The following is an 18819-nucleotide window of genomic DNA, read 5'->3' on the forward strand; positions in this document are numbered from 1 at the left end:
CGTTAGACGCTCCAACAGGCGCATATTTCGGGCCTATTTGCTGAATGGTGGTAAGTCCTTGACTAATATAGTTCTTATAAAGATTACGAGCCATAAAATCAATACCTTCGCCTAATGTGCCAAATCTACGAATTGTTTTCATTGCATTTTCCCAATCCATAACGCCCCCAGGATTGTTATAATTTTTAACCGCATTACTATTCCCGTATCCTGTCTCATGTTGAGCGATTGAAACAAGTAAAATTGCATCAATACCGTTTTTATTAGCTGCATTAATAAAATCTTGTTCATGTCCTGCAAATGCATTTCTAAGATGCGGCTTTAATTCTTCTGCTTTAGCCGCTCCATTCCGACAAACAAGACCACCAATAGGAGGAATCCCACTGTCCCCACCACCGGGGGACTTCTCTTTCTCTAATAAACTAAAGAAAAAGAAGCCGATAACCATTAAAAGCATAATTGGAACAAGAAATACACCGATCAATAATTTTTTCATAGGACATTACTCCTTATTCCTTGTATCCCTATTTAAAATCCTTGGCTGCTGTTGTTCTTGTTTTCTAATAGGTGGCTGTTCTGTCTGTTCCTGACCAACTACTTTTCTTTTAACCTCTTGTTGTTGATTATTATTTCTTATTGGCGGTTCTTGGTTTTGACGTTTCTCTTTCACTACTTCATTCTGCTGAACTTGTTGAACTGGCTCTCTTTTAGGCTGTGGTTGTGCTTTAATTGGTTGTCGTTTTGGTTGTGGTTGCTGTGTTTGAGGTCTTTGTTGTTCTTTTTTTATCTGTGGTTCTTGTGGTGCTTTTGGTATTTGTGGTTTACGCTCTTGTTGAGTTTTAGACTCTCCTTTAGGAGATTGCCCTTGCTTTGCTACTGCGGATTCAGCATGTGCCTGCTCCATTCTTTCAACGGCTGCACGTTTTTCCTCCCTTTTTTGTTGTCTGCTTTGCTGATTCATTTGACGTTCTCTTTCACCATGTCGAAGGTCTTTTTTCATCGCTTTTTTCGCTCGCTCCGGCATACTTACAACATTATCTTTCGCTTTAAGAGCTGCATGTTTTGCATTTAAAGGTAAATCCTCTGTTACAGCCTCTTTTGCTGTTTTTGCCTTATCTTTTAAATCAGCTGGTAAATTAAGTGCCTTCTTACGGAATTGAGCCAATTTCCCTGTTTTTCTTGCATTGCTTCTCTGCTCTTGGACACCACCAACTCCAGTACCTTTCCCATTTTCCGCAACTTTTTGCTCATTTTGAGAATCATTTTGACCTTTTCTATTTGAAATTCGTTCCTGAACTTTTCCTGCGGTATATCCTGCTGCTCCTCCAACAGCCATTTTTGCAAGCTGTGTCGCTTTACTAGCTGGTTGTTTAACCCCTTTGTTATAAAGCTGATTCACTGGATTTGCACCATCCATTGAAACCCTACCACCCGTTGCCACTTCAATGATTTTATCTTTGTACTTATACACAAAAAACAAAACAATAGCTGTTGCAATAATGTTCAACATATACATCCCTTGTGAAATTGGAGGGAAAAAGTCTTTCATAAGCTGTACGACAACAAACATGAACAAAATTGCCAATCCTACAAACGCCTTCATAAGAGCAATTCCTATTAACTTCTCAAAGTTTTTCCAACCACTCTGTGAAAGACTTGGCAATATAGAAAGTATCAACGAAACTCCTAAAACAATAGCAAATGCTAAAATAAGTATCTGTAATGCAATGTTTAGAAAAGCGACAACTAAAAACGGTATTCCCAAGGTAATTGCAAATAAAAAGGAGAAGAATGCAACACCAATTTTTCCTGAAACCGTACTAGGTGACATGTAACTATTGTCTAAATCATTCGCTTCTTTTTCTACAATCTTTTCACGTTCTTTATATCCATCTTTATTTGTCTTATATTCTAGTAAATTTTTTATACGATTTTTATCTTCTTTAAGAATTTTCTTTTCATCAGGCGTCCCATAATTCATTAATAAATAGCTTTTATATACAACTAAATCAAAATAAGTATTTCGTAAAATAGCAAGTGATCCTTCTAATTCTTTACCTTTTGTAACCTTATTATCGGAAAATGGAATACCTGCTTTCATCACTTGCCCTTGCACTTGATTACTTAAACCATTCATCGTTTTCAAATAATAACCGGCATTAGAGAACCAAATCATTGAAACCGCAATCACTGCAAACAATGTAAAAGTTGTTCTTCCTGCTTTCATGCTATTTCCTTCAAAAGTGTAGTAAAAGAAAATTTGCAAAACCGCTATGACAAAAAGTAAAATCCCTAGAGATTCATATAAGTTGTCATAAAGCAAATCTGAAACATTTGCCACTTTATCCGCTACCCGATCAATAGCATTCAAACTGTATAATTCCTCAATTGCTGTATCAATTAACTCTGCCGTTATTTTTGTTAAGTTAAAAAAGAAATTTGCTGTAGAATTTAAAGCACGGTCTAATGTTTCAGAAGAAAATGGATTCCATGAATCTTCAATATGAGTTAAAGCTTCGTATTGGTCATAATCATATACTTGGCTTTCTATTTTCACCCCACCAGACTCAACATTTCTTGGCTTAACTTTTAAATCTTTATCATCCGCTAAAATGTGACTAGGGATAAAAACAAAAGCAAACAACAAGACAAAAACCATCCAAAACTTCCTGATTTTCATTGACTCACCTTCTTTTTATTTAATCGCAATTCTCTTTATAAACAGGTTTTTCATCATCTTTCAAATTCGCCTGATTAATAGTTACCCACTCATAATTTTCCCCAACCTTTTTATAAAAGGTTTTTTTAGTATGGTCTTTTCGAATTTTGTATTCTAATTGGAATAACTCACCATCACGAAATACTTTCACACAAGTATTTTTCCGTTCAACCTTATCGATATCTTTCTTAGCATCCTTAATTTCAGCCGTTTCCAAACTAATTACTTTATCAATTTCTTTATCGTATTTATTAGTACAGCCACTTAAAAAAGTGACTGTACTAATAAAAGCTGCAATTGCTACTGTTACACGTTTTCTCATATCAGAAAACCTCCTCGGCTAGTGCTGCATTGGATTTTTCAACCGTTTTGAAAGCTAAAGTCCATTCTTCAAATAAGCAATCTATTGCAATTTTTCCTGTTCTACCGTAAAAATCACGGAACACACATTGACCTTTCATCATATTTTCAAGCATTTTGCGGTTAATCTCCGAATTTTCAAGTTGCATATGCTTTAAAATTTCTTCCCTTTCACTTGACTCATCAAAAGCGAACGTTACACCGAAATTCCCTTTATCATCATCATTTTGAACATCAGACACGCTCTGAGTAACAAATATTAATGAATTGTTATAAGAACGTCCTACACGTCTTGCTGATTTCGTAAGTTTTTTACCACCTCTTGCACGAGTTATCATCCACGCTTCATCAAATATCTCGGCTGTTTCTTCGTCCTTATCTTTACTACCAAACTTCTCACAAAACTTAGCTAATGGAAGCATTAAACATAAACTTTTACGCTCACTATCCGTATAGTAACGTGGGTCATCCTCTTCATTTGGTAAATCCAATCCTTCGATTTGAAGAATATTAACCATTTCATCTAAATCCAAAGCTTTTGTTTGCCCATAACTGAAAATTAGCTGCAATACGCTGTTTTGTGTCATTTCATATAGCAAATCGCCTGCACTTTTAATGCTTTTTTCTTCATGCGCTTGAAGCTGTGTAATAACATTCATAAAACCAACTTTTTCACCTGTCGCTCTTTTTTCAACAACATCACCTAGCGATTTTAATAAAGCTGTTTTGACATCATCTTTTCCGTGCATATCATAAATTTGTTCAATAATACCTTGTGCAACATCCTTTGCTTCTGCACCTTCCAAGAAACAAATCGGGTCTAACACTCCCCAATTTTCTTCAATTGATACATCCAATGTGACATAATGAAACTTCTTCAAATGCTCTACAAACAAAGGATAAGTTTCACGAATTTCAGGATTTTCTATCGCTTGGTCAAACCATTTCTTCAATTCCGACTTAGGATCAATGTATAACACCTTCACATCTAAGAACGTTAAATACATGAATAACAACTTTGTAAGAAACGATTTCCCTTTTCCCGTTTGTCCCGTGATAGCAATATGCGGACTGTCTGTAAAAGCACCTTTAATCCCTTTATTAGCCAACATCGGATGAAATAGAACAACATCACGACTACTAGCAATTGATTGCTCTAAATCAACTCCTGCTGTAATGTACTTATCAACTCTACCCAAGTAAAAACCAATATTACTCCCTAATTGATTTGAAACTGCAAAAAGATTCTCTGCAAAAGTAACATGTGTAGTTTGCTGCACCCAATTTCTTTCAAACTGTAAGGGTTGACCGTGTAAAAACTTATAAAATAACTGCAACTGGTCTGCAATTGGTCTGACACAATGAACATCTGCACTCTTCATAAATCGTTTCACTTCATCCGCTCTATACTTACATTCTTTCTTTGTTCCCCCATGTACAACAAAAGTCGCAACCCACTTCATAAAACTAGCTTTTTCATTAGTTAGCTGATTCTTAAGACGATTCAACATATACTTACCATTTGCAATTTGGTCGTCTTCATCATCGCCCGCTTCCCAACGGTCATTGTCTGTTTCTTTGAAACGCTGCTTTACCATATTTACTTTACGCAAAGTATCTTGCGTATCCTGATACTTCGCTTTAATATGAACCTCTACGGGAAAGGGCAACTGCTGTGCCCTTTGAAATAAATGAGTGTATTCCATATCAAGCGGAAATTCATCTACCACAACAAATGATGTATAGCATTCCCCTTCGGTTGTCTTTAGCTTTAAATACCCCATGTCTCGTGGGTCAATAATGCAATCCGTAATATTCGTAATACCTCGTTTTTTCTTCTCTTCCTCAACTGAATGATGAATATCACGTAAAAAGTTATAACGATTGATATAAACAAGTTCATCTTCTGTTAATCTTGCGCCATTATACATTTGAATTTGTTCAAATAACTCTTGTTCAAGGCTCTCAAATCGTTCGAAAAATTCATTAGAAATTTTCTTTTCAAATCCCAATATATTGACTAAAGTGTCTGTTACTGAACCAAATGCATTTTTTAAAACATCTTTAAAATCTTCACTACCATGCAATAAATTGTTTTTAATCCGTACTCCAATAACAAATTCATATTGAGTAACAGCCCCTAGCTCATTTTCTAAAAGGCGTTTTGTTTCTCCGTTGTAATAACTGCCAATCTCTTTCGTTTCTTTGCTAAAATCCTTTTCTAAAACTTCAAATCGTTTATCTAAATCCATATCTCTTGGATACATTTCAAGATGAATATCTTTATATTTTTCTAATTCTGCAAATAACTTAGAAAGCTGTGCTTTATGTCTTTCAGCCTTTTCTGTATCAGACATAGGAATAACTTGTGAACTCATTTTATAGTAAGCCCAAATTTCACCCAACTTTGTGAGCATTAGATTCTTGTGTACCGTCTTGAATGGTGTCTTTATCTTCATAAATTTCACCGTCCTCTTTATAATTAACAAGCGTTTCCTCAAAAGTTACTTCTTTTTCATTTGAGTAAAGTACCTCTTCATCATTGCAATACATTTTCTTCGGCAAATAGATCGTAAAGAAATAATCAAGAAAATCATAAACAAAATTGAAAATTTTCTTTCCGTTATACTTCTGTTTAACTAGGAATCCACTTAAAAAATAAGGGATTCCTAGAAATAAAACCGCTGTTGAACCTGGTATCAATGAACCAATCTTTATAACAACACTTCTGAAAGCAAGTAGGATTAAAAAAATTAGAATAAACAATGTTAAACGAACCAACGTAATTCCAAAAGGTAATGCGTATTTCCCTAGTTTGTATAAAGTCACCGGATGCTCCATAATTTCTTTGAAATTATAAGCCTCTTTTTCTCTCATATCGTTAACCGCCAATAATCAAATCAATGATTTTTTTGAATGAATTCAACGCTTTTTCAGGGTTACCAACTGTAAAGAATACCAACGCTGCTACTAATAAGAAACCAATCATTTTACCCCAAGATTGTTTGACTAGATAAAAAATCGTGAACCCTACACAAACAAGCGCTACTGCGTTTCCGCCTTCTGTTGTCACCCATTCACGAAGCCCTCCAAGTGTTGGTAATGAACCTAAAATGAAATTGTTTAAGAATAATAAAGTTGACATATTATTTTCCCCCTAATGTGTTTTTAAAGTTTTCTACAAAATACTTTCCATCTTTCAATTTCAGTTGAAGACTAAAAACCTCTTTATTTTGCAAATCAATGTCCTTCTCCTTAAACGTCACAACAGCTTTCACTGTAAAAACTTTCTCTTCTTCAGTTGGATAAACTTTTAACTCTTCAATTTTCACAAATGATTTAATGCCACCTAACGCCTTCGGCTCTGACATCATATAAGACATATCTTGCGGTTTACTATCTGCATACTTTGTAAAAAACTCATTCAGCCATTTTTCAATAGGCTCTTTTTTATCAAATTTTAGTTGTTCTTTCGTTGCTAATGGATTTTCTACGGATTTAATATCGTTGGCTTGGAGTTCGTCTGATGCTGTGAAATATGGGTTTTCCACGACTGCATACTTGCCATTCTTGGAGGAAATCGGTACATTGAGCAAAGCTGTATGCTTTGTTTTTACCTCTTCTTGTTTAGTTTCTGGTGGTGGTGGTGGTTGATTAGGATCTGGTTGTGGTGGCTGCACCTGTTTTTTCTCGATTTTTACATTTTCATAGGTGACTTTGTAACGTAGCACTGCATAATCTTTTTCACGAGAGACATCATAAAGCGTTTTGCCTATAAGCTTGCGATAACCCTCAAAATTTTTAGCTTCATCAAGCTTCAAATTCTTAGCATAAAGCTTCGATAACGCTTCTTGTCGCTTTTCCTTACCGTCCTTAGGGACGTTCATATATACATCAATAAAATAATTTGCATAAACCTCTATTTTCGGGCTAGTGTAAGCATCTTGCTTATGTTCACCAGCGCTTTCTTGCATTTTAGCTAAAACTTGTTGTGAATTTTTAGCCTTATTTAATGCGTTTTGACTTCGCAATAAAGCTAAAACTCCACTGACTGAAATGAATACAATCACTGTCCAAATGAGAAACCTTAAAACTTTCCCATTCCCCTTTGCTTGAGGTAACTTTCTTTTATCCTTTGGCTGCCTGTGAACCTTGTTTTCTTCAACAAATTCACTAGATTTTGATTTAAAACTTTTTAATTTATCGATAAGTTTCAACAATTCTCACCCCTTTTTTGGATAAAAAAAGCGTGTGTTTTCAATAAACACACACAATGCTTTTACCTCTTCACAAACTCACAATGTCGATAATTGAGACTTGAGTTTTTAACAAAGTCTCTTACAATTGAGTTTGGAAGGTGTAAGCGTGTTTATTCAAGACAGCCCTACTGCCTTGATGAACGGTTGTTATAAAAATCTCGCAAATTTTTATGTCAACGTGCTCACCTTCTTTATTTAGTTTTTATATAGAAACAGCTTATAAAAGCTGATGTTACCTCTCATCTCTTCTTCTATCCTGCTGATCTAGCCATAAAAAGAATAAAGCAAATGCTGCACCTGTAAACAATAAGGTCATTCCTAAACCAAATTCCCCTACTAATTTGTTGAAAATACCTATCACTTTATCTACAAATTCATGAATTGATGGAACAAATTTATAAGCTATATAAATAAGTACAGCCATTACAGAAACCCCGATAACTGTTCTTCGTAAAACTCGAAAGAACTTTCTTAACCCCCTGCGAGCCTTCTGCTCATGCGCTTTCGGCTTAACATCATAAGCCATAACTACCCATCCCCTTTCAAAAATCATTTGATTTTATCAGTCAAACAAACTAATGAATCAGGTTTGCCTTTAACACGCCATATCGCCCCATACGGATTAGTTATAACTTGCTCATAAGTTGTATAAAGAACAGCGTTCAAATTCGTTGTAGGGACACCTTCTGTATGCTTAATTAAATTGTTCATTTCGCCTTCCGCTTCTGAAATGAATAGTACCCGCACATTACCCGATATATCACGTTCAAGCCTTTCATGCTCCTTATATGCCTTTTCTTTTGCATACGCATCAAAACGCTTTAATTTATTGCAACTAACACTCCGCATCTGACGACTTCTTTCAACTTCTATAAAGTAAGGAACATAAACAACTTTTGAAATATCTGCTTCTCTTGTTGAAAAAATCAATGTCCCATCAGGTCTAATAACATCCATTTTCCCTTTTCCATACTGGAAAAAAGAATTGCGTTCTGATACAAAAGAATTATAATCAAGCAATTCTGCAACATTTTCCTCTTTCTTAGCTTCAAAAGATGCCTTTATATGAGCTCCCCTTAAAGCATGGTAAATATATGTTGGAGTTCTTTCAGTCCACCTATTATCCCAATGAGAATCACCTAGCAAAGCTTTAACCTCTTCCACTCCATTACGATCCAATGTAAAAACTCTTTTATAAGACCTAACATGTTCATCATTAACAATGTTATAAATCTTGATATATTCTTGCTTTTCCAAGTCTCTTAAAATATTTCTAACATAAACCTCATGATAAGATGTGCCATCATCTTTTATATAAACATTGTTTAAAAGATAAGCCATATCAACAAAAATTAAATCGTGTATATCTAAAAATAATTGCTGTTCTTTTTGACCAATTTTCATTTGCTTAACCAAATACATCAACCTCTTCCTCTTCTTCGATGTTTGCTGTCTCTGTTGCTACAATTGGAATTTCGATATTATCTTTTACCTTCATTTCCTCTTGTTCTGGAGTCTCAACCACTTCTTTTACTTCATCATTTGCTTTGTCTAAATTTACTTTTGGTTTTTCAACTTCTTCAGGCTCGGCACTTTCTTTGCTATCAAATACATCCGGTTCTTCTTCTTTTTCCTCCCTCTCTAAAGCTTCATTTTCTTCTCTGAACGCTTTTTCTTCTTCTAACACTCTAACTAACAAACTTTCTATAACAGGTGCTACATCGTCCTCATATGGCTTTGTAGGTGCTTTCATATGAACAAGAAATGGTCTTGTAGTTTCCCTGCCTACTGCCATTCTCATATAAGCGAAATTCGGTTCGATTTCTTTGAAATCATCAGCTGATAAATAATCCACCTGTAAATTTCGGTAAATGTTTTGACGGTCAACTTCATTCCCAACTCTATACGCAATCATAAAACCAAAGTTCCTAAATATCGCACTTGCTACATCGTCAGGCACCTGCCCTTCAAGTCCTTGCATCCCTAGCACAACAGGAACATTATATTTCCTTGCTTCATCTGCAAATGATTGGATTGCATCCGCCGATTGCTCCATAAATGTTGGAGCTTCATCGACAACGATCGGATGAAGTGGCATATATTCACCGCTTCTATGGGAATCCTCTCTGCTCATGGCTGCCAACTGCGAAAACGTTAAACATAAAGAGCCTATCAATTGTTTTTCAAAGCTTGTAAGCCCTGATAAATCAAATATAGTAAAATACCCTTCGTCCATCCCTGTACGCCACTTAATGCCGTTTGTATGGGCTGAAAATAAAGAATTTAACGTTTCAGACAATGTAATTTTCCTTAATTTATTTAATGTCGAACCTACTTTTTGCTGATAATCCCTATCTTTCATTGAATACAAGCTAGAAAAATAAAGAATTAATTGCCTATCAAGTTCTTTCGTCTCATCAAATTTGGAAAGAAGTTGCGCTCCAAATTTAAAATCTTCTAAAATCCTTTGTAAATTCGGAATTGAAGCTTTCCCCGCCTTTTGTAAAGCAATTCCACCATTTATAAAATTATCATCTACGTTCGGTCCCCAAAAATCTGACCAAACCCTTTTCAAAACATCTTGTATGTTTTGTGCAACCTTATCAGGTGCTGCTTGAAAATCAACTTTATAAATATTGAATGGAAACTTACCATCTGCAAACCTTACATAACGTACTAAATGCCTTTGTTCTTCCGGAATTCTTGCTACAACATCCGCCGCCGTTGAACCGTGAGGGTCAATTAATGTAAAACCAACTCTATTTTCATCTGTCCTAACCTTTGCTAAATCTTCGCAAAAATTAACTAAAAATGTTGATTTACCCATTGATGTACCACCCCATATAGCCATGTGACGATTTAAACCCTCTAATGGCAAATGTACAGGTGATGCAACCCCATGGTACGAATGGTCACCAATATAAAGTTTTCCAGTATCTAAAGCATTTAAAGCCTCAAATTCTTTAGGTAATGGCGTTCTCTTCATCTTCATTCGATTTAACAAGTTAGATGAAACCTTTTTACTAGGAGTTCTTAACAAAATTGATAACTCACGGGTACTCAAAATTGTTTTTTTCTTACTCTTTTCTAATGAAAAGATACGATTTTTAAACTCATATCGGTAAATTGGTTGGATAATTTGCCACCATTCTCTTGCTACAAATGAATTTAACTGTTTCTGTGAGAATGTACCAAATGCATTTTGAATACCTGTTACAATCACTTTCGCTTCACTTTGGTTATCCGCAAAAGCAACTGCTTTAATGTTTACCCTTGATAAATTCCTAGAACGCTTTGTACTAATGGCATCATAATAAATATCGTCCCTGTTATCTTCAAATTCTTCGTCTTGATCTTCGGTGATTTGGTCTAATACTTTTTCAAAAGTAGAATCCGTCCTATACACCGGCTGTATTAAAAATTGAAGAATAACCTTTTGCCCTTCTTTTAAACTCTCTAAAACAGCTATTAACTCGCTTTGCGAGTCAACTGCATCATCACTATACGTTTTAAATGGTAAACTCCAATGTCGCTTTAATTTGAGTTTAGTACCTGCATGAGATTTTCCTTTAAATTCAAGTTTTTCACTGTCAATCTTCACAAATTCAGCTTGCGGAAATTCCGAATAATACTTTGCAATGACTTGATTCGCTATATTTTGATTTGGAAACCACATTCTATAAGAAATTGACTTATAATCAGCTACAATCTCCCAACAAATCCAATCCTTCTTAAAAATACGCTTATACCATGCCTTCTCTAATACCGCGAGTACATTTTCCCATGATTGCTCCACTTTGAAATATTTAACTTCATCATCATACGGAAACAAAATTTCATAGCAAACACTCTCTTTAGGTATCAAACCCGAAAACAAATGATATCTCAACCAAACCCCTCCTTCCTCCGATCACTCACTATCTGCATACAAAACTCAAAACTACAATTCAACCACTACCCAAAACCACCAAACTTACATCTACCACTATCCAAACTTTATACACTACACTACCTCTCTTCCTCTATCCCCCTATCCCTCACTCTCTCCTCTATCCTCTCTCTCTTCCTCTCCCTCCTTACCTTACCTTCCTTCCCTTCCTTCTTCCTACCCCATCCCTCCTACACTACTACTACTACTATACTTACTTCCCTCTCTCTCTTCTTACCCAACCCCCAACCAACCCAACCCCACTACCCCCACTATATACTCTCTCCTCTTAGGTTGATTAGATAAATACTAACCTTTCGAGAAAAGTCACGGATTGTAGCATAGTGGAAAGCCGTGACTTTTCTCGAAAGGTGGCGGTTTTCCACTACACAATAGGTTTCATTTATGGTTTCGGTCATAGAAAGTAAGTTGAAAGTAGGTAAGAAGAGATAGATGGAAGGTAAGATGAAATGTTAAATGAAATGTTTGTATCTTCATTATAACCCCCTGCATTTGGAAAATCAAGCTAATTTTTAAATTTTCAGAAATTATTTTACTATAAGATTCTAATGCTTTTAAGTGTGAATTTTTCTTCTAAATTCCCACTTTTTAAAAGCAAAAAAACATGCATGATTTTATGCATGTTTTCATCAATTTTTAAAAATCACAAAATGCTCAAACCCGCATTATTACAGCAATGTATAAAATGATGCATAACAAACAGAAAAAGAAAGAAAACAAAAACCCTTATTCCAAAAGGATTTCTTACGAAATCTCAACTGTACATAATCCTAGTTATGTAAACCTCACATGGATTTTTATTCACTTCATTTTTTCTCTTTTTTTGTTTTAGTTCTTGTCTTTTGGTCTAAAATTTGCTTTTTGGCTAGAGCGCTGGCTTGTCGTGTGGGGGCAAAACCCCACGTATTAAACGTATCAAATTTTCGAATAAGAACCATTTTTAAGCGAATGATCTAAGCGGTTCGGCTCGTATACTTGCTATCACAAGTCGATAACCATTGCTTTGCTTTTTGTCTGTCGGCTTGGCGATAAAAGCTAATCGAGCCGAAAAAAGTTTTGCAAGAACGATATAAAAAAGAAAAGGCGTTAGCCTTTAGGTGAGGATTAACGAACCGACTTTTTTATATCGAGGGTGGAGATTTTTTTATTGGCCGCATGTAACATAGTGAAATGCTGTTAATAAAAAAATCTCCACCCGTTCCTTGCGAAACTTTTAGCCCTATATATAAGAGTGAGAAGAGCAATATAAAGAAACATAGTAATATCAAGGGTTTATAAGACATAGGGTGTTGCCAAAAAGCCACACCTGTGTTGCCAAAAAGACACACCTAAAAAATGGAAAATCACAATAAAAAAAAGATGTCAATGAGTAAAATTGACATCTAAATTAGATAAATTGGTAATTTATGTTTCTTTCCATCTTCAGCAACAAAATTTCTAAGTGCCTTTTTAAAAATCTTTTGAGTTGCTTTATCAACTCCATCTTTTGGACTACAACACATAATATTAGGATTTACAAACCATGTGCGACTCGTACAAATCCGCCCATCTTCTGTTGTAGTACCTGTTTCGGCAACTGCTAAAAGTCCTTTTTTCATTAAAACATTCATCATTTTTGAAATCTTGGAACGATCTCTTTTTAATTCTTTAGCCAAATAACTAGGTGTAGCACTATCTGAATCAAATTCCTTTTCTTCATTTGCTCGTTCTACAAGAATATTAGTTTTGAATTCTATATAAGGCACTAAATCCATTAAAAAAGCCTTTTCCGCATTAGTTAGATAGTTGATTTTAAGTAAGTAATTATAATTATCCATAATAATCTGCACAAACTTCACCCTATCCGTAGGCTTTTTCTTTTTCCCTATGAAATATTCGTCCCCAGTTGTTTTAGTGAGTATTCTTAAAAGCATTTCCTTTTCTTCTTCGGAGTAACCACCCACTTGTAATTGCTCATAAATGCTTTCAATCTTACTTTCTCTAAGTTTAGCCTTTTTTTCAGCTTCTCCTAGTAAGTCGATTACTTTCTTACTCATTTTTTTCTCTCCCTCACTAGAAGGAGTCAACCCACTTATGTTAGAATATGTATAGTATTAAATAAATAAGCTTATAAGGGATTAACCCCTTCATAGATTGAAATTGTAAGAAGCCCCCGGAGTCGGCAAACTTAGGGGCTTTTTACTTTCTTTTCGTCTATTCGACAAAAATTTATAAATACCCTTTTTAAATGCGTTAGTCAATAAATAGACTAGCGTTTTTTCTTTGTCCAAAACTGCCACCACTTATTATTTTCTTCGGTTGCCGCATGTTCTAACTGCTTTTGTTCTTGTATCAGCCGTATAGATTCCATCAAAGCACTATCTCTTTTCTCTAAATGCTCTGATATGTACTTATCTCTTTGCTCAATTTTAGAGATCAATTCCTGATTGAATTTCACTTGCTGTTCTTTGAAGTCCTGAAATTCTTTCAAAAGGTCATCGTAAGCTTGTAACGGCTCTTGTGCAACCTCGTTTACTGTATCGACACCTTGTATATCACCCTCGTTATTTGTTGATACAACAGCCTTCGCTGCACTTTCAAGTGTCATATCGGGGTGCTTAGAATACCTTATCAAATCTCTCATTGCTATAACATCTTTATCGAAGTAACCACGATAACCATTTTCATTTTTATAAAATTTATATCCTGCCTTCTCCAATGTTTGAGCGTATTTTCTAACAGTAGAATCTTTAACTTCTAAAAGCTGTGCAACATCACCTGCATTGTATATCTTTTGTGTTAAGTCTGTGTTGCCTGTCATGGCATGCACCTCCTTGTAGATTATAGCATTCGAGAAGTACAAAGCCGTCCCTCTTACAAACTCTCTACAATAATTTCATACTCTGTCGAAAACAAACATAACTTTTTATTTCGATGGAAAAAGTACATTCATAGCTTCAACTGTTATAATCCACTCTCCACGCACATTTCCTTCTGGTCGGTAATACTTTAGTTTCCCATCTTTTATCAAATCCTCAACTTTATTACTGCGTTTTAATTTCATTCTTAAAGCTTCAAGGGTCACCCCTCTTCTATCACTTGCTTCTCTAGGTGTCATAATTTCATCTAACATAAATAACATTATCCTCACCCTCTTTTTATTGTTACTTCCAAGTAACTGTAACCTCCATTATAGGTTACTTACAAGTAACATGTAAAGCAAAAAAATAGAAAGAATGAAAAATCATTCTTTCTTACTTCACAACTATTTTAATACTCCCGTTTTGAGATGGTATTCGCTCCGATACAACGTTTTTATTAGTTTCTAAAGGTTTTCTATTCTCCTGCTTCCCATATCGCTTCATAAGAGCATGAATGTCAGGAAACTGCAAAACTTTTAATCCACTATTTATTGAATAATGAGTATCAGTAATTAAAATGATAATAGGAAAAACCTCTTTTCCTTCTTGCTGCCATTCGAATTTTTTCCATTCACGAGAATCATATAAACTTTCATAACGATCAATTTTCTCATTCATCACTTTTTCACTATACACACTGCGTTGTACCTCTATAAAAAACGGTGTATTCCGAAAGATACAAAATAAATCAGGCTCAACAGTGCCTTTTGTTCCAATTTTAGGTTCAATTAACACATGCGAAACCTTCCGGTCATACTTTTTCAACTGTATATAAATATCAACAATTTTGAGGAAATGGAAAGCCTTTTGACTATTTTCTTTAATTTTACTATCAGCCGATACATACAAATATGGTCTGAAATCTTTACAAGCCTTAATGTATCCCCTATCTTGCAATCTCTTTAAAACTAAATTACATGTGCTGATTGGATTTTTTAAATAAGAAAAATATAAATCAATTATTTGGTCACGACTTAAAACACGAAATTTATTAATATCTTCAACAATCAATTTATCACGCTTATTCATAAAAAAACCTCCAATCAACTTAATAAATTAAATACCTCTTCATCCTTTATTTCTTTAGTCTCGTAAGGCTTTTTACACAAGAAAGGTTCAATCAATTCTTGTGCTTCTTCCACTTCAAGGAAAGGCGCTTGAACATCCTTCATATCATCCGTATCAATCTTAAAAATCATTCTCCCGCTTTCTTCCCTTGAAATTTTTTCAGCCCCAACAACACCCGCAATTTCACTATTTGTTTTATCTTCTGTTTTAAAAACCACCCTCACATTTAAAACCCCTCGAAGCGCTGTATCAAGCGACTTATGACAAGGGCGCTGTAAACTGATAACAGTATAACAGCCAAGCGCCCTGCCCAATGCTGCCCACTTTAAAAGCATTTCTTTAACTTCTTTTCCTTCCTTTGTTCCATCATTCAAAAGCAATACCTCATCAATCATTAAAAGAATGTAATTCATCCGCTTCCCTTTTGGTAATTTATCTATATGAGCAACACCATGTTCTCTCAAAACTCTGCCCCTTCTATCCAGTTCTTTGCGTAATTTCCTCATAATCGGGCTAAACTCTTGAACCGTGACACTCATGCTTTTTACATGCTCGCAATGCTCAAATATGTGAAATTCGCTCCCTTTTAAATCTAACAAATGTATTTCAAGCTCTTTCTCTGTATGATGCAACATTAAAGTCGTCAATAATTGCCTACACATTACTGATTTTCCCGAACCTGGTATTCCCGCAATCAGTACGTTTGGATTTTTAATCATCGAAAAAGTAACCCACTGATTAAAACGATCTTTCCCCGCAACAATAGGCATTTTCATTTTATTAATCGGAAAATCTTCATAACAATATGGCACAATGTCCATTCTTTCGGGAAAAATTTGAATCTTAAAATGTGATGCTCCCGTATGAATTGCCATATTTTCACTAAAATATTGCTGAAAAATATACTCTTTTTGCTGAAAAACATTAGGATTCATGCCTTTTGGAATATGACCTAAAATTTCAATATGCGTATTCAATATAGAAACTCTAGAAACCGTGGGATAAACATAATTCTTCCCATAATCACCTTTCATTTCTAAAAATATCTGTGCTGTATGAAAAGCCTTTTCCAACAACTTTTTGGTTTCTCCCTCTAAAAATTCCATTTGCTTACGTTCTTGATATTGAACCCATTTCCCCTTTATCGCTTTAAACATACAAACTCCCTCCAAATCCATATAAAAAATATTTTTCCATGTATAAAGATTGAGTTTTTCGGGCAAATGACATTCCTCCGCTCCCCTCCTCGCTCCGTCGTCATTAACAAATCCTTTATTTCCTCATTTTCTCGGCTATAAACACAAATAACTTAGGTAATACTAACAAAGTAAATAACCAAGTAACTGATAAAGTATTTTTGTGATAATAGCCTATGAAATACTTAAGTAGACGGTGCATTGTCCGTTTTTGAAAGGATGAAATTTAATGTTTGTCATTGCTATTACTCTTCTTGCTGCATACGGCTTATTTTTTGCTGTAAAAAATTTAAAATTTGAAAAGATAAATAAGCACTCTAATGACGCACGATCAATAGGGATTGAACACAATCGAAAAAAATGTGGCAATCGTTTTGAATTAGATATGTTCAACACTTTAGTACAAATGGGATATTATCCACTTTGCCAAGTCAAAGAAAAACGCTACAAATTGGACTTTGTTTTAATCGAAAACGGAAAAAAAGTTGCAATTGAAGCCGACGGAGACATATTCCATGATGCAAAACGTGATAAAATCCGTGACCAATATTTAAAGAAAATCGGATATTCAGCCGTTATCCGCATCAAATACAGTTCATGGAAAGAAGATAAAATGAAATCTATCAGTAGGCTTGAAATGCGCTTATATGAATTAGAACTCTTACCATCTTCACACCCTTCATTTGAGTTGCAATTTCAAACAACTCCTATCCCAAGAAGCTAATAATTTGGCAAGAAACAGGTAGTATTTTTGAAAAGAACGCTCAAAAATCTCCACCTTCTTCGCTTCGCTACATTCTTGTCAAATCATTTTCGGCTCTGTTTACTTGTATTACCAAGCCGTACAAACAAAACGCAAAGCAATGGTTATCGACTTGGATTAGCAATTATACGAGCCGAACCGCTTGGAATTTCCGCTCAAAAATAGTCCTTACCTTAAAAAATGATACGCTTAATACGTGGGGTCTCGCCCCCACACGACGAACCAGCCACCAACCAAAACGCAAACGGCGTGCCAAAATTAGGTGAATATCTACGAAATATAAAAAAGATATAAAAAAAAGAGAGACTATTTTGTCTCCCCCTTCCGACTTTCATTTGATACGCTCTATTTTCGTTCCTGTGGGTTTTTATGGAACATAAGATGTTTAATTACTAGAGAATCCATAAACGCCCATCAGAAACGAAAATAAGCGGTCTATTGATGTCCTGAACCTTCTTGACCTTCTTCGTAAATCATTTCATATTTCTTTATTAACCATTTTGCGTTTTCTATTGTCATTTCAAAATTAATGGTAAATCGTTCTGTAAAAGATTGACCATTCACCTTCACAACCCTGTCATACTCTACTGTTACAAGCGTTTGGTCATTTACTTTAGATGTTAACGCTCGATTGATTTTAACCTCTGTGATTGGCTTATCTTTATGTTCATCTTTTTTCTCTTCTACATTGAATTTTTCTTCAAATAATTCTTTTGTGAGAAGTGGCTTAATCTTTTCTTTTTTACGATCAATATTCATACTTGCATCATTAAGGATTTTCACAAAATCGACTGCAACCGATTCTGCAGACTCCTTATCGTTCTCTTTTTGGGCATTCATCAAGTTCGTTTCTAATTCATCATTTTTCTTTTGCAACTGTGATACTTTATCTTTCAAATCATTGTTTTTATCCTTTAAATCACCAACTTTTGAAGCATTACTGATAGTAAAAAACAATAACACTGCGATAATAACGCCTATTGCTGCATATACACTTTTCATTCTGTCCCTCCTTAAAACGGCAAGAATGGTTTCGGGTCAACCTGACCAAATTTAACTGATTTTTTCACTTCAAAATGCAAATGCGCTCCGAATGACATTCCAGTGTTTCCAACCTTTCCTATCACTTGTCCTCGTTGTACTTTGTCACCTGTTTTCGTTGTAATTTCACTCATATGAGCGTATAACGTCCAGTACCCATTACCATGGTTGATTACAACAAAATTCCCATATCCGCCAAAACCTGAACCGCTCGCACCAAATCCCGAAACTTCAACTGTCCCTTCGGTTGCTGCCGTAATTGGCGTACCTTGTGGCGCTCCAAAATCAATACCTTTATGAAAGTCTATATCTCTTTGTCCATACCATGAAGTAACCCGTGGGTTTTGTATTGGCATTTGCATTCCCATATCACTCGTATTTCCTCCAACAATGCCCCCTGTATCCTGACAATTACCCGATACACCGCCCATTGTATTCGCTATACTTGTTACTGTTGGTATCCAATATTGATTTTGACTGAATGGGTCGTTAGACGCTCCAACAGGCGCATATTTCGGGCCTATTTGCTGAATGGTGGTAAGTCCTTGACTAATATAGTTCTTA

18 protein-coding genes are annotated in these 18819 nt (G+C 35.1%); 1 reads left to right on the forward strand and 17 read right to left on the reverse strand.

Features of this window, described 5'->3' with window-relative positions; genetic code table 11:
• The 15 genes from JDS96_RS26120 to JDS96_RS26190 form a co-directional block, all read right to left on the reverse strand.
• On the reverse strand, positions 1-496 hold a 496-nt coding region (locus JDS96_RS26120; RefSeq protein WP_199668513.1), incomplete at its 3' end, for a glucosaminidase domain-containing protein.
• A gap of 6 nt (positions 497-502) precedes the next feature.
• Positions 503-2680 carry a CD3337/EF1877 family mobilome membrane protein gene (locus JDS96_RS26125; protein WP_199668514.1) on the reverse strand — a complete coding sequence of 726 codons (2178 nt, stop codon included), beginning with the start codon at positions 2678-2680 and terminating at the stop codon, positions 503-505.
• A gap of 19 nt (positions 2681-2699) precedes the next feature.
• Positions 2700-3041 (reverse strand): cystatin-like fold lipoprotein, encoded by a 342-nt coding sequence (locus JDS96_RS26130; RefSeq protein ID WP_199668515.1) that lies wholly within the window; start codon positions 3039-3041, stop codon positions 2700-2702.
• A gap of 1 nt (position 3042) precedes the next feature.
• Entirely contained in the window at positions 3043-5538 is a 2496-nt protein-coding gene (locus JDS96_RS26135) for an ATP-binding protein (protein ID WP_199668516.1), read from the reverse strand.
• On the reverse strand, positions 5477-5956 hold the full coding sequence (locus JDS96_RS26140) for a TcpE family conjugal transfer membrane protein (RefSeq protein WP_199668517.1): 480 nt from the start codon (positions 5954-5956) through the stop codon (positions 5477-5479). The genes JDS96_RS26135 and JDS96_RS26140 overlap by 62 nt, the downstream gene beginning before the upstream one ends.
• A gap of 4 nt (positions 5957-5960) precedes the next feature.
• On the reverse strand, positions 5961-6224 hold the full coding sequence (locus JDS96_RS26145; protein WP_199668518.1) for a TcpD family membrane protein: 264 nt from the start codon (positions 6222-6224) through the stop codon (positions 5961-5963).
• Position 6225: 1 nt separating this feature from the next.
• Positions 6226-7296, reverse strand: coding sequence for a conjugal transfer protein (locus tag JDS96_RS26150; RefSeq protein WP_199668519.1), 1071 nt, complete (start codon positions 7294-7296; stop codon positions 6226-6228).
• Positions 7297-7570: 274 nt separating this feature from the next.
• On the reverse strand, positions 7571-7864 hold the full coding sequence (locus tag JDS96_RS26155) for a hypothetical protein (protein WP_199668520.1): 294 nt from the start codon (positions 7862-7864) through the stop codon (positions 7571-7573).
• 23 nt (positions 7865-7887) lie between these two features.
• Positions 7888-8754: a replication-relaxation family protein gene (locus JDS96_RS26160; RefSeq protein ID WP_199668521.1), complete on the reverse strand. Its 867-nt coding sequence runs from the start codon at positions 8752-8754 to the stop codon at positions 7888-7890.
• Positions 8747-11227, reverse strand: a complete 2481-nt coding sequence (locus JDS96_RS26165; protein ID WP_199668522.1) for a helicase HerA domain-containing protein — start codon at positions 11225-11227, stop codon at positions 8747-8749. Before JDS96_RS26165 ends, JDS96_RS26160 begins: the two co-directional genes overlap by 8 nt.
• Positions 11228-12669: 1442 nt before the next feature.
• Entirely contained in the window at positions 12670-13323 is a 654-nt protein-coding gene (locus JDS96_RS26170) for a MarR family transcriptional regulator (protein ID WP_199668523.1), read from the reverse strand.
• A gap of 212 nt (positions 13324-13535) precedes the next feature.
• Positions 13536-14087 (reverse strand): DUF3967 domain-containing protein, encoded by a 552-nt coding sequence (locus JDS96_RS26175; RefSeq protein ID WP_199668524.1) that lies wholly within the window; start codon positions 14085-14087, stop codon positions 13536-13538.
• Between the two features lie 105 nt (positions 14088-14192).
• A complete protein-coding gene (locus JDS96_RS26180) occupies positions 14193-14408 on the reverse strand; it encodes a helix-turn-helix domain-containing protein (protein WP_199668525.1) in 216 nt (71 codons plus the stop codon).
• Between the two features lie 112 nt (positions 14409-14520).
• Positions 14521-15216, reverse strand: coding sequence for a replication-relaxation family protein (locus JDS96_RS26185; protein WP_199668526.1), 696 nt, complete (start codon positions 15214-15216; stop codon positions 14521-14523).
• A 14-nt stretch (positions 15217-15230) separates the two neighbouring features.
• Positions 15231-16478 (reverse strand): FtsK/SpoIIIE domain-containing protein, encoded by a 1248-nt coding sequence (locus tag JDS96_RS26190; RefSeq protein WP_199668527.1) that lies wholly within the window; start codon positions 16476-16478, stop codon positions 15231-15233.
• Between the two features lie 202 nt (positions 16479-16680).
• Between JDS96_RS26190 and JDS96_RS26195 the strand changes: the two genes are divergently transcribed.
• Complete coding sequence (locus JDS96_RS26195) at positions 16681-17175, forward strand: DUF559 domain-containing protein (RefSeq protein WP_199668528.1); 495 nt, start codon at positions 16681-16683, stop codon at positions 17173-17175.
• A gap of 474 nt (positions 17176-17649) precedes the next feature.
• Here JDS96_RS26195 and JDS96_RS26200 read toward each other — a convergent pair whose 3' ends face one another.
• Positions 17650-18216 (reverse strand): hypothetical protein, encoded by a 567-nt coding sequence (locus JDS96_RS26200; protein WP_199668529.1) that lies wholly within the window; start codon positions 18214-18216, stop codon positions 17650-17652.
• Between the two features lie 11 nt (positions 18217-18227).
• Positions 18228-18819 (reverse strand): M23 family metallopeptidase (locus JDS96_RS26205; protein WP_199668530.1); only part of this gene is annotated, 592 nt, incomplete at its 5' end.

The organism is Bacillus cereus group sp. N21, assembly GCF_016483395.1.
Classification (GTDB): Bacteria; Bacillota; Bacilli; order Bacillales; family Bacillaceae_G; genus Bacillus_A; species Bacillus_A pseudomycoides.

Excerpts from the sequence above, each read along its gene's own strand:
- JDS96_RS26200 (WP_199668529.1), bottom strand. The coding sequence starts at position 18,216 with ATGAAAAGTGTATATGCAGCAATAGGCGTTATTATCGCAGTGTTATTG.
- JDS96_RS26145 (WP_199668518.1), bottom strand. The coding sequence starts at position 6,224 with ATGTCAACTTTATTATTCTTAAACAATTTCATTTTAGGTTCATTACCA.
- JDS96_RS26195 (WP_199668528.1), top strand. The coding sequence starts at position 16,681 with ATGTTTGTCATTGCTATTACTCTTCTTGCTGCATACGGCTTATTTTTT.
- JDS96_RS26140 (WP_199668517.1), bottom strand. The coding sequence starts at position 5,956 with ATGAGAGAAAAAGAGGCTTATAATTTCAAAGAAATTATGGAGCATCCG.
- JDS96_RS26170 (WP_199668523.1), bottom strand. The coding sequence starts at position 13,323 with ATGAGTAAGAAAGTAATCGACTTACTAGGAGAAGCTGAAAAAAAGGCT.
- JDS96_RS26180 (WP_199668525.1), bottom strand. The coding sequence starts at position 14,408 with ATGTTATTTATGTTAGATGAAATTATGACACCTAGAGAAGCAAGTGAT.
- JDS96_RS26185 (WP_199668526.1), bottom strand. The coding sequence starts at position 15,216 with ATGAATAAGCGTGATAAATTGATTGTTGAAGATATTAATAAATTTCGT.
- JDS96_RS26135 (WP_199668516.1), bottom strand. The coding sequence starts at position 5,538 with ATGAAGATAAAGACACCATTCAAGACGGTACACAAGAATCTAATGCTC.
- JDS96_RS26125 (WP_199668514.1), bottom strand. The coding sequence starts at position 2,680 with ATGAAAATCAGGAAGTTTTGGATGGTTTTTGTCTTGTTGTTTGCTTTT.
- JDS96_RS26175 (WP_199668524.1), bottom strand. The coding sequence starts at position 14,087 with ATGACAGGCAACACAGACTTAACACAAAAGATATACAATGCAGGTGAT.
- JDS96_RS26155 (WP_199668520.1), bottom strand. The coding sequence starts at position 7,864 with ATGGCTTATGATGTTAAGCCGAAAGCGCATGAGCAGAAGGCTCGCAGG.
- JDS96_RS26130 (WP_199668515.1), bottom strand. The coding sequence starts at position 3,041 with ATGAGAAAACGTGTAACAGTAGCAATTGCAGCTTTTATTAGTACAGTC.